Consider the following 15718-nt stretch of genomic DNA (forward strand, 5'->3'; position numbering starts at 1 on the left):
CTCTCTGCCACCATATTGCCGTGTTGTCCAAGGTTCTGGTCGCGAACCGGGGGGAGATCGCCGTCCGGGTTATCCGGGCCTGCCGGGAGATGGGCATCGCCACGGTGGCGGTGTACTCCGATCTCGACCGCGGCGCCCTCCACGTGCGCATGGCCGACGAAGCCCACGCGCTGGGCGGCCAGACCGCGGCCGAGAGCTACCTGAACACCGAGGCCATCCTCGGGATCATCGAGCGCTCCGGGGCCGACGGCGTCCACCCCGGCTACGGGTTCTTCTCCGAGAACGCCGACTTCGCCCGGGCCATCACCGCCCGGGGGGTGGCGTTCATCGGCCCCAACCCCGAGGCGATAGAGATCATGGGCGACAAGATCTCCGCCCGCCAGGCCGCCGAGCGGGTGGGGGTCCAAGGCGTGCCCGGCACCACCGAGCTCATCACCGACCCCGCCCAAGTGCGGGCCTTCGGGGCCGAATACGGCTACCCGGTGGCCATCAAGGCGGCCTACGGGGGCGGCGGCCGGGGCATGAAAGTGGTGTCCGACGAGGGCGCGGTGGACGAGGCCATCGAGTCGGCCCAGCGGGAGGCGCTCAGCTATTTCGGACGCGACGAGATCTACATGGAGAGATATCTGGAGAGGCCCCGCCATGTGGAGGTGCAGGTGCTGGCCGACGGCCACGGCAACTGCGTGTACCTGGGCACCCGCGACTGCTCGGCCCAGCGCCGTCATCAAAAGCTCATCGAGGAGGCCCCCGCGGCGGGCATCGACCCCGATGTGCTCGCCGCCATGGGGGAGGCCGCGGTCAAGGTGGCCCACGGCTGCGACTACGTGAATGCCGGAACGGTGGAGTTCCTGTATGAGGACGGCGCGTTCTACTACTTGGAGATGAACACCAGGCTCCAGGTGGAGCACCCGGCCACCGAGTTGGTGACCGGGATCGACTTGGTGGAGCAGCAGATCCGGGTGGCCTCGGGCGAGCCGCTGCCGTTCACCCAGGAGGAAGTGGCCATCTCCGGCCACGCCATCGAGGTGCGCATCAACGCCGAAGACCCCGCCGAGGGTGCATTTTTGCCGTCGCCGGGGCCGATTGCCGGCCTGCGCCTGCCCAGCGGCTTCGGCACCCGCTGGGACGGCGGCTACGAGGCCGGCGACGAGATCAGCCAGTTCTACGACAACTTGGTAGGCAAGCTGATCTGCTGGGGCCGGGACCGGCCCACCGCCATTGCCCGCACCCTGCGGGCCCTCGATGAGCTGGAGGTGAGCGGAGTGGCCACCACTATCGCCGCCGATGCGGCCATTCTGGCCCACCCCGATTTCGCCGCCTTGGCCCACTCCACCAAGTGGGTGGAGGAGACCCTCGACCTCACCGGGGTCGGGGCGGCCGCCACTGCGCCACCAGAGGTTGACAGCGACGAGCCCCGGGTGCAGCGAGACATCGATGTGGAGGTCAACGGCCAGCGCTTCTCGGTGCGGATGTGGGTGCCGGAGACCGCGGCAGCCGCGGCTCCGGCAACCGGTGCGGCCAAGCGCCCCAAGCGGGCGGGCGCCGGCAAGAGCGGGGGCACCGGGGGCAGCGGCGACGTGGTAGTTCCCATGCAGGGCACCATCGTGAAGGTGATGGTGGCCGAAGGCGACTCGGTGGACGCGGGAGACGCCATCGTGGTGCTGGAAGCCATGAAGATGGAGAACAACGTCTGCGCCGAGAAGCCCGGCACAGTGGTTGAGATCCGGGTCGCCGAGGGCGACTCGGTGGGCAGCGGAGACGTGGTCGCGGTCATCGAATAGCGAGGCTGGAGACGAGGCAGGGGCTGTCTGCAAGGCTGAACCACCGGTAGCATCGATCTAGCTTCATGGCCGCGCTCAAAGTCATCGCCCCAGGTTCACCCGACATCGGCCTCGACCCCGACGACATAGCTGTACATCTGCCCGGCGACGCCCAGCTCGAGCCCAGGGCTGGCCAAGAGATCCTGGCAGCAATGGCCGAACACCCCCAGGCGGTCGCAATCTACTGGGACATCATGGTGGGTGATCGGCGTCAAGCCCGGCCGGCGTGGTCGCCCACCAGGGTGCAATCCGAGCCGGGCGTGTGCCTGCCCCTCGCCGTCCGGGCGAACTGGCCACAGTTCGACCCGGCGGGCGGCCCCCAGGAAGTGGAACGCCGATTGGCCGAATCCAACGCAGTGGTTCTCCATGTCCCGAGCGTGCTCACCCGCCACGCTGGTCCAGCCGGCCCCCCGGCAGAACTCGTGGCCGACGACCCCCGGTTCGAGCCCGGCCCCCGGCCCGCCACTCGCCGCCGGAGCGCCTTTGGCCCGGGCCAGGCCAGCACGTCGATCATCATCCCCAGCGCTGGGCGCTCCCTTCCGGGGTCAACCGCCCCGATGCTGGCCCGCTGCCTGGAGACGCTCGCGCTTCTCGACCCCCCGCCGTTGGAGGCAATCGTGGTGATCGGCGATGAATACCAGGGCGACCTGCCTACACAGGCTGACGGCCTGCCGGTGCAGGTCGCACACCGCGGCGCCGGGCCTTTCGACTTCTCCAAAGCCGTCAACTGCGGCCTTTTGGCCAGCCGGGGCGAGCTCGTGCTGCTGTTCAACGACGACATCGAGGCCGAGACGACCGACTGGCTGGGCCGCATGGCCGCACACCTCCAGGATCCCACCGTGGGCGCGGTGGGCGCCGCACTGCTCTATCCCAACCGGACGGTGCAGCACGTGGGCATGGTGATCGACGGCGCCCACCCCCTTCACGCCTTTCAGAACCACGAGCTGGCCGATACAGCCGCCCACGGCGGCGATGTGGCCCGCGACACAATCGGCGTGACCGGCGCCTGTCTGCTGGCTCGCCGACCCGATCTTCTGGCCGTCGGCGGCCTGTCCCAGGAGTATCCCGTCTCCTATGGCGATATCGACCTGTGCCTGCGGTTGCGCCGATCGGGATTCCGAGTGGTGGTCGAGCCCGCTGCGGTGCTGGTCCACCATGAGAGCGCCAGCCGAGAGCGGGTTATCGAGCCGTGGGAATGGGGCAGATTCATCTATCGATGGGGCGAAGTGGACGATCCGTGGTACCACCCCGGCTACCACAGGCCCGACGAACCGGACCACAAGAACCGCAACGCCGACCACCTCGGCCCAGTTGATCCCGATGCGTCATGGCCCTCCCGCGGCCCGGTGATCCAATCGAGGATGCATGAGTCTCAGATCCATGAATACCGGCTGGGAATCCCTCCTAGGATTCACCCATGACCCCCGACCTGATCGATGGCGAGGACCGCGAGCAGCTCCGCCACGAGATTCTTCGCCTGCGAGATCAAGCCCTCGGGGCCGAGGTTCAATGCCAGTATCTTCGCGACCGGGTCGCCGAACTGGAAGACCAGGTGGCCGAGCGGGACGCCCGCATCGCGGAGTGGAAGGACCGCGTCGCCGAGCGGGACACCCGAATCGCGGAGCGGGACACCCGAATCGCGGAGCGGGACGCCGAGATCCTCCGCCTGCGCGTTGACCTGAACCGTCCGGCCATCATCCGGCTCGCTCGGCGAATCGCCCGAAGACCGCTCCCAGATGCCTAGACCCGACCTCTCGGATGCCGAAGGGGTCGGCGCGGCCATCGAGGCTGAAGCCGAGAAGCAGCGCCGCGGCGACCGCTCCCTGGCCCAGTTCGAACTCGAGATCGAGCAGACATGGGCCGACGTCGCCCCTACTGAGGCTCCTGTTGACGGCGACGGCCCTCCCTTGGACCAGACCGCGAGACTGGCCGTGCTCGATCCACAGGTGCCCATCGGATCGCGTCGGGGATTGCGCGGCATCAAATGGGTGATCCGCAAACTGGCCTACTGGTATGTCCGGTTCTTGACCGACCAGTTCAACGTGTTTGCCGAAATGCTCATGCGGCACCTGCGCAGCCTCGAAGCCCGCCTTGGAAAACTGGAGGCCGCCGCCGGCCATCCGGTGGCTCTCTCTGGCCAGTCGGCCTCGGACTGGCTGGACGACCCCCCTGAGCTTTCACCCGCCGTGGTGGCTTGCGTGGCCGGTTTGGCGGGCCCGGGGCCTTGCCTGGTGCTCTCTGGGGGGGAGGGCGCCATGGTCGAGGCCGACGATGAGGGATTCGGCACGATCATTCTGGCGGGATTCGTGGAGAAGCTGCCGGTGAGCGACCTGTTGGGGGTGATCCACGAAGCCGGTCGGAAGCTCGGCGATAACGGCCGGATCATCGTGGCGGTGGCCGATCCGACAAACCGGGGCCGAGTCGATTCGGAACTGGGATCAGGGCTGGGCATCTCGCCGACCTCGTGGCGGCACCTCTTGGAGCGGGCCGGCTTCAACGCCCGCCTAGTGCCCTGCTCTGACACCCGCATAACGGAGATCGTCGTGGCCGACCGCTCGACAAGCCCGTCGCGCGACTCCGTCCAAAGCCAGCCATGAGCCCTGCTGTCGACATTTTGGTTCCGCAGATGGCCTCGGGGGACGCCACTAGCAACCACACCCGTCTGATTCGAGAACTCATCGAGGACAGGGGAATGCGAGTTCGCATCGTGGTCGAGCGCAAAACCCGGTCAGCCAGGGGCACCGTCTCCATCGAGAAATGGAAGGCCGATGGCCGGATGGCGATACTCCAGCACTCCATCGGCTCGGAGGTTGCCCAGCAGGTGATCCGGCGCAATATCCCGATCGTGTTGAATTACCACAACATCACACCCTCGAGATTCTTCGGCGCCTGGCAGCCGGAGTTGGCCAAGAGCGTTGAGCGGGGACGCCAGCAACTAGGCCAATTGGCAGCCCTCACTGTTCGGGGCATCGCCGACTCCGAGTACAACGCTCAAGAGCTCAGAGACTTGGGCATCGACGACGTGGTGGTTTCACCCGTGCTGTGGCAGATGTCCGGCGCCACAGCCCGAGCTGCTCAAAACAACGGGGCGGCATCTGATGGCTCGGCGGCATCTGAGGACGGCGGGACCGTGCTGTTCGTGGGGCGGCTGGTGCCCAACAAGTGCCAGCACGACCTCATCGCCGCCTTCGCCGTCCTTTCCCGGTTCCGGCCCCGGTCGCGGCTAGTGCTGGTGGGCGACGCCTCCCCGCCCCGATACCTGCAATCCCTGAGATACCTCGCCCGGCGGCTCGATGTTCATGATCGGGTGGTTTTCGCCGGCAAAGTCTCCAATCAAGGCTTGTTGCATTGGTATCAGACGTCGGATGTGTTCGCCTGCGCGTCAGAACACGAGGGTTTCGGGGTACCCCTGGTGGAAGCCATGGCCAGCGGCCTGCCGGTGGTGGCCTATGACGCGGCCGCGGTGGCCGAAACGGTCGGCGACTCCGGCATCGTGCTCAAAGACAAGCGGCCGCTGACCATGGCCCTGGCCCTGCACCGGGTGCTGGGCGACGGCCGGCTCAACCAGTGTCTGCGCGACCAAGGCATTGAATCGGCCCAGCGATTCGATATCTCAGTCACCCGCGAGCAGATGTGGACCGCCCTGAAGGACTTGCTCTAGGAGTAGTCAACTTCGTCGAATCAGCCCGCCGATCTTGTTGTGGATCCGCTCCCGCCAGGCCACCCGGGCCAGGCGGGCCTGAGCCGCAGCCAGCTCTGCCCGCTGTTGCCCCAACTCCGCCTCGGCTCGGGCCAGGCGGGCTTGGGCCTGCTCCAAGTCCGCAGACATCTGGCGGGGGCCGGTGAGCTCGGCGATCAGCTCCTGCTGGCGGTGGACCAAGTGCTCCATGCGCCGGTACGGGGCCAGCGGCGACCCCAGGAGATCCATCCGGGAGCGGTTTCCGGCATCGTGCAGTTCCGCCAATCGAACTGCGGGCTGGCGGTAGACCCGGCGAATCAAATCCTCCTCGGCCTGCCGCCACTGTTCCATCAGCTCGCCTTCGATGTCCTCGCCCACCAAGCTGCCCAAGTGAGCCACCAGGCGGTCGTTGCTCCAGGTGACCGGCCAGGGCAGATGACAGCGGGCCCTCAACATGGCCGACGCTGCTTTCCAAAGCCCTCTGACCACGGCCAGCCGAGCATCCACCCCGCCGGCGGCCACCCATTCCCGGTCCACGAACACAAGACCGTCCGCAGTCACCACGAAGTTGTCGGGCCCCACATCCAGCCACTCGGGAGGCAGCACCCGGGCGGCATCGGCCGGCAGATAGGGGTGGGGCGCTGAAACCGAGCCAACCGGCGTCTCGTGAGCAGCCAATTCCGCCCGCCAGGCCCGCAACAGCCCGGCTATCCCGTCGCCGTCGCCTTGGCGGGCGCGCTCCAGCAGGCATTGCTCGAGATTGCGGCCTACGACATAGGGCTCCTCGCCCACCTCAACTTGCCCGAGCCACCCTTCAAAATCGCCGGCTCGATCATCGGCCGTCAGGCGGCGTCTCATGGTCAAACCCTGATTCGAGTTGACCACCGCTGCTTGCTGGCTCCAGCGCCGTCGGCGGTCAGGCGCCACCCGCCACGCCAGCACCGCCGGATCAACCCGCTCCGCCACCGCGTCGGGATGCCGGCCAGCCACAACCAGGAAGGAATTGGCCACGTCAGGCCCCAGGCCCGCCTCCAGCAGCCCTATGTGGGCGGCCCGGTCATCGGCGACCAGCACCGGGCGGGAGTACTCGCTGCTTGCGGGGTGGCCCACCAATTGGTCCACCATGTCGACCCCGCCGGGCTGGTGGTATATCTCCTCGGCCAGCACCGCGGCGGGCAGCTTGTAGTCGGGAAACGGATACAGCCATTTCTGGGCGGCCAATCCGGCGTCAGCCAGCATCTGGGCCAGCTCCCGTCGAGACCAAGTGGTCGGCTCGCCGTCGCGGTAGCCCTCCAAACCCGCCCAGGGCAGGCCCAAATGGTCTTCGGGAAATCCCAGCAGATACTTGAGTCCCAGGCGATTTTCGATGGCCAGCACCACCACCCCGCCCGGGGCCAGGGCATCCACCACCTGCTCGAGGAGCGCATAGGGCCCATCGCCTCCGCCCGGGCTGGTCCCGGCATACTCCAGCACCCCCACCAACAGCACGACGTCGAAGGCCTCTCGACGGTCGGCCCCCAGCCCTTCGAGCGGGCCGCACAAGACCTCGACGCCTCCAAGCCCGGCGCAGCGGTGGGCGATCAGCTCCGCTCGGGCCGCGCTGGCCTCCACCGCGGTCACCGCAGCCCCCAAGTCGGCGCAGATCCGGGTGTTGACCCCCGAGCCCGCCCCGACGTCCAGCACTCGGTCATCGGGGCTGATGGCCAGCGGAGCCAAAAGGACGGCCCGCTCCGGGGCCAGGTGATAGGCGGTGGGCCAATCTCGAATCGCCGCGGCCAGCTCATCCGACCCAACTCGGCGGTCATCGACCGACCGGAACAAGGCCAGCAGCTCAGCCTCGGCCCCGTCGGCATAGGGCAGCGAGCCGCCGATCGAGGTGACCGGGCGGGGCTCAGGGCCCACCGGTGCACCCCAAGCTCAGCACCCGGCCCGCCAGTCGCCGTCCAGGTTCAACAGCCCGTTGGCCCCGGGGTCGGGCTCTCCGGAGACTTGCAGCCAGAATTCCCGGGCCCGGCGGTCGTAGAGGAAGGAGGCATCAGAATCCTGCACGGCGGCATTGACATGAAACGCTCCCGAGCGGAACGGGATGCGGGGCAGGCGGAACTCCACCCACCCCCCTCCGTCCAGCTTTCCGGGGCGGAACCCGCCGACATGGGAGCGGGGACCGGCCAGATGGAGATTGTTGTGGTCGTAGAAGCCGAGCGAGAACACCGGGTCATCTATCGGCTCGGAGGCGAGGTAGTGGATGCGCACGATCAGCGGGTCGCCGGATGCAAAGGTCTTGGGCCGGTGACCGGCTTCGTCATAGAACTCCAGATCGGTGATGGCCAGCGGGCTTGTCCCCTCGCCGGCGGGGCGGGGCCGATGGCCCACTGAGGCCGCCGCCTCGGTGTCGATGGTATCGAGGTAGGCGTTGATCACTTCCTGCGGCTCGCCCACCGCGGCCACCAGCCCCCGGTTCAGCCACGCCATCTGATCGCAGTTGGCCCGCAGCATCCCCAGGTCGTGGCTGACCAGCACGATGGTCACCCCCTGGGCCCGCAGCGCCTCAAGATGGCTGAAGCAGCGGAGCTGGAACTCCTCGTCGCCCACGGCCACCACCTCGTCGACGATGAGGATCTCGGGATCGACGTGGACGGCCACCGCGAAGCCCAGCCGCACATACATGCCGCTGGAGTAGATCTTCACCGGGCTGTCGATGAACTCCTCGAGGCCCGCGAACTGCACGATCCGATCCACCCGCTCGTCGATCTGGGATTTGGGCACCCCGAGCACCGAGGCGTTGAGGTAGATGTTCTCGCGCCCGCTCAGCGCGGGATGGAACCCCGCCCCCAGCTCCAATAGGGCCGATGTCCGGCCTTGGACCTCGACCCGGCCCTCGGTGGGGCGGTAGATGCCGGCCATGATCCGCAGCAGGCTGGACTTGCCCGACCCGTTGCGGCCGACCAGCCCGTACATCGAGCCCCGGGGCACCGCCAGGCTGACGTCTCGAAGGGCCCAGAACGGCTCGCTGCGCACCCGGCGGAACCGGCGGCCCGAACCGGGCCGCATACCGGTCCACGCCTCCTTCAGGCTGAGCGGCCGGTCGGTGGTCAGACGAAAGCGCTTGGACACGCCGTCTACGACCACGGCGTTCTCGCTCATAGCTCCTCGGCGATGTCGCGGGTTCGGGCTTTGAACACCAGCCAGCCGGCTGTGCCCACTGCCAGCGAGATCAGGGCCATAAGCCCCAATCGAAGTACACCGGGCCAGTCCAGCCCGTACAGCAGCTCTCGGGAAGCCTCGGTGAACTGGGACAAGGGGTTCAGCCGGATGATGTCGCGCACCGGCAGCCCCATGGCCCGCTCGGGGATGAGCGACAGCGGGTAGACGATCGGGGTCACGTAGAAGAGGAACTGCAAGGCGATGGTGGCCAGGTAGCCCACGTCGCGATAGCGCACGTTCCACACGCTCAGCACCAGTCCGATGCCCAGAGCGAACACCGCCAGCAGCACCAGCAGCACCGGCCACAGCAGGAATGTCCAGCTCACGTTGGCCAGGCAGATGAGGATCAGCATGAGGATCGACGCCTCTATGCCCGCCTGGAACAGCACCGTCAAAAGGGCGGCGACCGCGGGCGCCTCCGGCGGGAAGTACACCTTGCCCAGAAGCGAGCCGAGATCCAGCAGCGAGCTCATCGCCCCGGTGATCACTCCGTGGAAGGCGTTCCACATGACCAGCGCGCAGAACAGGTAGAGGGCGAAGTTGTCGAAGCGCCCGTTGCCCGCCCGAGGGGGGTCGAACTTCAGCAGCACCCCGAAAACCAGGGCGTAGATGGCCAGCGTGGCCGCCGGATTGAGCATCGACCACAGCCAGCCCAGCACCGACCGCTTGTAGCGCGCCCCCAGCTCCCGCTGCACCAGCCGACCGATCAGCTCGCGGTAGCCCCAGATCTCGAGAACACCGCCCCGGCTGGTCATCTCAGTCATGGCCGGGCTCGGGATCGCACAGGTAGTCGTACACGCCGGCCAGGTTCTGATCCCAGCGGGCGTGGCGGGCGGCGATGTCGGCCAGGCCCTGCTCGGCCAACCGCCGGCGGCGGTCGGGGTCTCGGGCCAGGGCCACGATCTCGGCGGCCAGCCCGTCGGCGGTCTGAGGCGATTGCATGCAGTTGTGGTCGTGGCGCAGCAGCCAGTCGCCGGCCGGGTTCTCGAACGAAACCACCGCGGCGCCGCAGGCCATCAGCTCCAACGGCAGATAGGAGGGGTGCTCGGAGGTGGTGAGGGCCACTCCGATGTCGCAGGTGCGGTACAGCGGTCCGGTCTCCCGGTAGTCGAGCTGGCCCATGTGGGTGATGAGGGCGTCCATGTGCTCGGGGAAGGCCCACGACCCGGCGGTCACGATGCGCACGCCGTCGGCCAATTCGTCCTTCACCAGGCGCACGGCCCGGGCGGCCAGCTCCCAGCAGTTGCGCAGATGGCCGGGGCGGGCATAGATGAACACGGTCACCGGGCGGTCGGGGTCGGGCTCGATGCGGCCGCGGGCGTGGAAGACCGAGCCGTCCACCGCGGGCCAGAAATGGCGGGCTACCCCGTCGTAGCCATCCTGGTACATGTCGGCCAGATGCCCGGTGTTGCACAGTCCGTAGAGTCCCAATCGGTAGCTGTGCTCGGCCAAGGCATACAGCGTGCCCGCCGGGTAGAACATGGGCTCGAAGTCCTGGATGAGATAGAAGCGGCGGACCTGGCCGGGAGTGCGGGCCGCGAAGTAGGCAGTGGTCCACATGGTGGCAATGGCCGCGTCGGCCGGAGGCACCTCGCCGGGATCGAAGGCGAATGAGTCGTGATAGGCGATGGGGCTGTCGGCCAGCGAGGCGAAGGCCGCGGAGATCCCCGACCGATACCACCGCTCGTCGTGGTCCACCGGGCCCGCCATCACCATGAACCGGTTCTCCACCCCGTGATGGGCGGCGAGGTGGTCGGCCAGGCGGAACACGGTGTGGATGCCGCCGTAGAACGGGTTCTGGAACTCGGGCACGAACCAGTTGACCGTTCCCACCTCCCGGCGCCGTCCAACCGCCCGGTGGCCTTGGCGTACCGCTTCGGCCAGGCCTCGGTCGGCTTTGGAGACCAGCGCCAGGGCGTGGGCCTCCCCCGCCTCGTTGCGCTGGTAGAAGACCTCCATTTGACGCCCCAGCATCTGGGCGAGCTGCTTGAGCACCCCCGGCTCCTCCTCGCAGTGCAGCACCGGCTCGGGATGGGCCGCGCTGAGGTTCGGGGAGAAATAGGGGTCACCGCCCATCAGCCACCGCTGGTATGGCCAATAGCTGGCGAACACGTCGCCTTCGGGCACATGCGCGCCTCGGGTGGCCGCCTCCTTGTGGGTGATAGGGGTGGCTGGGGAGACCACATTGCGGTACCCGGCCTGCCGGGCCCGCAACCCGAGCACCACATCGCTGCCGCACAGCTCCAGGCGCTCGTCGAACCCCCCGACCTCCTCGAACACCGCCCGGCGCACCGCGAGGCAGGCCCCGGTGACCGACACTGTGTTTCGAGTCCAGTCTGTCGACCCGAGCAGGCTGTCGGAGTGCGGTGCCATGCCCTGGAACAGGTGCCCGGCCAAACCGGTCATCCCGATGACCACCCCGCCGTGCTGGATGAGACCGTCGTCGTCGATGAGCTGGAGCCCGGCCACCCCGATCTCGGGGCGTTGGGCCCAGCCAATGATGTTGTGGAGCCACTGGGGGTGACCGGGCGAGGTGTCGTCGTTCAAGAACACCAGCACGTCGCCGGTAGCCTGGGCCGCGGCCCGGTTGTTGACCGCCGAGTAGTTGAACGGCTCGTCCCACCAGATGATCTGGGGCGACAGATCGGCAGCATGGGCCTCGTACCACCCCTCGTTCTCCTCGCTGCGCCCGCCGTTGTCCGCGATGACCAGCTCCAGCCCAAGATGGCCCGCCGATCGGATCAGGGCCAGCGCACCGGCCAGCATCTCTCGGTTGTGGCGGCTGGCGATGATGACGCTGACCTGGGCGGTGCGATCCGGCGACCACGTCAAGTGGATGCCGTTGGGCCCGGCCTCGGCTCTGGCAGGCCAGCGATGGCGGGCCAGCCAGCGGTCCACCAGTTCCCGGTGGTGGGGCTCGACTTGATCGCACCGGCGGCTCAGGGCCTGCAACACCGCCGGCAGGCGGCACACCTGTTGTTCGCCCACATCCAAACCCAGCAGCACATCCCACCACAATGCGTCGTCATCGGATCCCGCGCCCTGATGGCGAAGCGCGGTTTCCGGCCCAAGGCGCCGGGCCCGCACCGCGAATGCCCGTCCGATGTAGTTCGCGCACCCCAGAAGGTCGGGCGACCAACCCGGTTTGATGCGTGGGTCGCCAATCTTGGCCAAATCGCTGCCGGAGTAGACGCCCTCGGGCCTGCCGTCGAGGTACCAGTCCCACACATCGGCCAGATCAGAGAGGTCGTCGTCCCAGTACACCAACTCCAGCCACGGATCCCGCCACGCCGCCTGGGCCATCTGGTAGGCGGCGTCGGCCCGCAACCGGTCACCGGCCCGCAGCATCACCACCAAGTCGTCGGGATGCTCCTGAGACAGTCGGGTGAACTCATCGGCCAATCCGCCCGGTTCGGCCTTGACCACCTCCACCAACCCCCACGACTGGTTTCGCAGCGAGGCCTCAGAGGCGGCCACATCGCCCCCGTCGTCCACCACCACCCCCCAAACCCTCCGCGGGCGCGGCCACTCCTCGAACCACTGGCGCTGAACCGCCAAGATGCTGGGATCGGCCGGCAGGCGGCAGAACCAGTCTTGATAGGCGAACCCCGACGACTGGGCCGACGATTCCCGTCCCGGTTGCCGACCGGGCTCATGCCTGGCCCCTGCCCGGCGCCGCTGCCACTCGTCTCGGGTGCGGACCGCGGCACTGCGACCCTCCCGAACAACCACCATCAACCCGCTGATCAGCCTTCGGCGACGGGTCCCCGGAGGCAGAACTCGCTCAAGAAGGCGCCGGACCACTACGACACCCTACCCGGACACCGAGGACCGGCTTTCACCCGCCGAACCATTCCGCCTACCGCCGCTGGCCCCCGCGACCGCGCTTCACCGCGGGGGGTACTTGATGAGAGGGGGCGAAACTGGGAGCATGTCAGGGCGGGCGGCCAACCGTTTTGGACGTTCTATGCCCTGGCAGCGGCCGGCGCCGATGAGGTGCCCTCGCTTATCTCTGCTACTCGCCGCCTCGTCGGCCCTGGCGATCGCGGCTTCGATGCTGATTTCAGCACCGGTTCTTGCCCAAGACAGCTCCGATCCCGAGCCGGCGCTCGTGGTCGACCCCGACGCGGAGATCACCTTCTCGGGAAGCGGTTGGGGCCACGGGGTGGGCATGAGCCAGTGGGGGACCTACTCCCGGGCCCTCGCCGGGCATCTCGTCGCCGACATCTTGAACTACTACTACGAGGGCGCCGAGCTGGTCGAGAACTACGGGCGTCCCGAGGGCGGCCCCGACCCCAGGCCAACGCCGACGCCCGCGCCAACCCCGGTCCGGGCGCCGACACCGACTTCGCCCGAAGATCCCGCTCTCGTCTTGCTGGCCACCGCCCAATCCACCACCCTCACCCCCGGAGGCCTCAACCGCATCACCATCGACAACACCGACATACCCCACGACGGCCAGGAAACAACCCGACCCCCCGCGGGCACCCCCATCACCTTCACCCGCGCCGACGGCCGCTGGCACATCGCCTACAACGGCATCGACATCTGCCCCAACGGCTGCGCCGGCCAAACCGCCCAACTCCACTTCGCCACCGACACCGCCGTAGCCGTATCCAACACCGGACGCTCCTACTCCCACGGGCGCATCAACCTCACCACCACCGCCCAAGACCCAAACCGGTTCCACATCACCCTCGACTCCCTCACCATCGACAAATACCTAAACGACCCCCACAACCATCCGGCCTCACAACAAGAGGCACCCGAGACTCCCCCGCTCGTCTTGCTGGCCACCGCCCAATCCACCACCCTCACCCCCGAGGGCCTCAACCGCGTCACCATCGACAACACCGACATACCCCACGACGGCCAGGACGCAACCCGACCCCCCGCGGGCACCCCCATCACCTTCACCCGCGCCGACGGCCGCTGGCACATCGCCTACAACGGCATCGACATCTGCCCCAACGGCTGCGCCGGCCAAACCGCCCAACTCCACTTCGCCACCGACACCGCCGTAGCCGTATCCAACACCGGACGCTCCTACTCCCACGGGCGCATCAACCTCACCACCACCGCCCAAGACCCAAACCGGTTCCACATCACCCTCGACTCCCTCACCATCGACAAATACCTAAACGACCCCCACAACGCCATCTTCGGGATCCCCGAACCGGAGCTCGGACCGCCCCCCGAGCCGGTGTACCCCGAGGATGCCATTCGCATTCTGCTGGCCACCACCGCCGGCACCACGCTGACCCCCGGGGGCCCCAACCGCATCACCATCGACGGCCAGGGCGACATCCGGATACCTGCGGGAACCCCCGTCGCCGTCACCCGCCATGGCAACCACTGGCACATCGTCCACAGCGGCATCGACGTCTGCGGCGCAGGCTGCGCCGGGCAAACCGCCCAACTCCACTTCGCCACCGACACCTCGGTGGCTGTCTCCAACACCGGACGCTCCTACTCCCACGGGCGCATCAACTTGGTTCCCACCGGCGGGACACCCACCGAGTTCTACGTGGTCCTCGATTCGATGGCCATGGAGGACTACCTGCGGGGCATCGCGGAGGTGCCATTGGACTGGCCGCTGATCGCCCAAGAAGTCCAAGCCATCGCCGCTCGCAGCTATGCCACCGCCACGCTCCGGGAACGGCGGGCGTCAGCCTCGTGGACCAGGCCGTTCGACCTGTACTCCACCGTGTGGGATCAGGCATTCGTGGGCGACACCCGGGAGAAGCACGCCAGCGCCGGAACATGGCTCCAAGCGGTGACCAACACCGCGGGCCAAGTGCTGTTCTACGAGGGGGCGCCGATTCGGGCGTTCTACTCCTCCTCCAACGGCGGCCACAGCGAGCGCAGCAGCTACGTGTTCCACGCCGACCTCCCCTACCTGCCGGCCAAGCCCGACGAATTCGACACCCAAAACAGCCCCCATGCCACCTGGGAACGCGCCTATGGGGTGCGCGACTTCAACCAGTGGCTGAACGACCACCCCGACACCTCGGTGGGCCAGCTTCAGAGCATGGAGATCTCCGGCGGCGCCGGGGTGTCGGGCCGGGTGGACAAGGCCGACATACGGATCACGGGCACCACCCGCACCGTCACCGTCACCGGCAGCCGGCTTCAGAGCCGGATCAACACCGCGGCCGGAGAGCGCGGGCAGGGACAACTGCTGTCCACCAAGTTCGCATTCAGCCTCCCGGTAGACACGCTCGTCGCCGACACATCCCAGCCGGCCCCGCCAGGGGAGGCGCCGCGCGATGATGCCGTGTTCTTTTCGGGGATCATCGACGGCCCCGACTTCTGCTTGAACCGCAGCCTGGGCGGACCCACCACCTACCCCCACGACAGCGACGGCGACGGCATAGCCGACGTCTGCTCCCTCCCCCGCACCCGCCGGGAAGCCGCCGCCCGACAGCAGACCCTGGAGAATATGGCCATGCTGCCGGGATTCAGGGAACGCTTCAGCGCCTACCTGGCCGAGGAATGCCTCTCGGTGCCCGAGACCCTCGGCGAGCCCGACAAAGAGCCGGCCGACGAATGCCAGCAGCACCGAACGCGCTCGGCCAATGCGCCGGCTGACACCGGTTCGCCCCCGCCCGTGTCCACTGCCCCGGCGCCGCCCATCAGCAACGACGGATCGCCGGGCGAAACCGGAGACGGGCTCTACTTCTCGGGGGTCATAGACGGCCCCGACTTCTGTCTGAACTACAGCCTGGGCGGACCCACCACCTACCCCCACGACAGCGACGGCGACGGCATAGCCGACGTCTGCTCCCTCCCCCGCACTCGCAGGGAGGCCGCCGCCCGACAGCGGGCCCTAGAGCGTGTGGCGCTCGACAGTCCCGGCGAGTTCGCCCTGCTCTTGCGGTTGGCCTGCATACAGGGCCCCAAGACTCTGGGGGAGCCCGACAAAGAAGCCCTCGACCAGTGCCAACCCCATCTCGACGCCCAGCCAGATTGACGCCGCGGCCCCCGTTCCCAAGAAAACCGTACACACCGCCCG

Annotated in this window: 10 protein-coding genes; 6 read left to right on the plus strand and 4 right to left on the minus strand. The window is 67.9% G+C overall.

Annotated elements, in window-relative coordinates; all coding sequences use genetic code 11:
* Positions 1-20 precede the first annotated feature (20 nt).
* From ACOGXA_RS06765 to ACOGXA_RS06785, 5 genes are all read left to right on the plus strand, one after another.
* The gene (locus ACOGXA_RS06765) at positions 21-1781 is read left to right on the plus strand and encodes an acetyl/propionyl/methylcrotonyl-CoA carboxylase subunit alpha (protein WP_419926507.1); all 1761 of its coding nucleotides are present in this window, start codon (positions 21-23) and stop codon (positions 1779-1781) included.
* A gap of 65 nt (positions 1782-1846) precedes the next feature.
* Positions 1847-3241 carry a glycosyltransferase family 2 protein gene (locus ACOGXA_RS06770; protein WP_419926508.1) on the plus strand — a complete coding sequence of 465 codons (1395 nt, stop codon included), beginning with the start codon at positions 1847-1849 and terminating at the stop codon, positions 3239-3241.
* Positions 3238-3564 (plus strand): hypothetical protein, encoded by a 327-nt coding sequence (locus tag ACOGXA_RS06775; RefSeq protein ID WP_419926509.1) that lies wholly within the window; start codon positions 3238-3240, stop codon positions 3562-3564. Before ACOGXA_RS06770 ends, ACOGXA_RS06775 begins: the two co-directional genes overlap by 4 nt.
* A complete protein-coding gene (locus ACOGXA_RS06780; RefSeq protein ID WP_419926510.1) occupies positions 3557-4417 on the plus strand; it encodes a hypothetical protein in 861 nt (286 codons plus the stop codon). Before ACOGXA_RS06775 ends, ACOGXA_RS06780 begins: the two co-directional genes overlap by 8 nt.
* Positions 4414-5481, plus strand: coding sequence for a glycosyltransferase (locus tag ACOGXA_RS06785; protein WP_419926511.1), 1068 nt, complete (start codon positions 4414-4416; stop codon positions 5479-5481). Before ACOGXA_RS06780 ends, ACOGXA_RS06785 begins: the two co-directional genes overlap by 4 nt.
* A 6-nt stretch (positions 5482-5487) precedes the next feature.
* Here the strand turns inward: ACOGXA_RS06785 and ACOGXA_RS06790 are convergent, their stop codons facing one another.
* The 4 genes from ACOGXA_RS06790 to ACOGXA_RS06805 are packed head-to-tail and all read right to left on the minus strand — an operon-like array spanning position 5488 to position 12438.
* Complete coding sequence (locus tag ACOGXA_RS06790; RefSeq protein WP_419926512.1) at positions 5488-7401, minus strand: methyltransferase domain-containing protein; 1914 nt, start codon at positions 7399-7401, stop codon at positions 5488-5490.
* Positions 7402-7416: 15 nt separating this feature from the next.
* Positions 7417-8643 (minus strand): ABC transporter ATP-binding protein, encoded by a 1227-nt coding sequence (locus ACOGXA_RS06795; RefSeq protein ID WP_419926513.1) that lies wholly within the window; start codon positions 8641-8643, stop codon positions 7417-7419.
* The gene (locus ACOGXA_RS06800; protein WP_419926514.1) at positions 8640-9467 is read right to left on the minus strand and encodes an ABC transporter permease; all 828 of its coding nucleotides are present in this window, start codon (positions 9465-9467) and stop codon (positions 8640-8642) included. The genes ACOGXA_RS06795 and ACOGXA_RS06800 overlap by 4 nt, the downstream gene beginning before the upstream one ends.
* Positions 9460-12438, minus strand: coding sequence for a glycosyltransferase (locus ACOGXA_RS06805; RefSeq protein WP_419926515.1), 2979 nt, complete (start codon positions 12436-12438; stop codon positions 9460-9462). The genes ACOGXA_RS06800 and ACOGXA_RS06805 overlap by 8 nt, the downstream gene beginning before the upstream one ends.
* Positions 12439-12757: 319 nt before the next feature.
* On the opposite strand from ACOGXA_RS06805, the gene ACOGXA_RS06810 reads away from it, so the two are divergent.
* Positions 12758-15676: a SpoIID/LytB domain-containing protein gene (locus ACOGXA_RS06810; RefSeq protein WP_419926516.1), complete on the plus strand. Its 2919-nt coding sequence runs from the start codon at positions 12758-12760 to the stop codon at positions 15674-15676.
* Positions 15677-15718: the final 42 nt, after the last annotated feature.

Source organism: Candidatus Poriferisocius sp., assembly GCF_965208475.1.
Classification (GTDB): domain Bacteria; phylum Actinomycetota; class Acidimicrobiia; order Acidimicrobiales; family Bin134; genus Poriferisocius.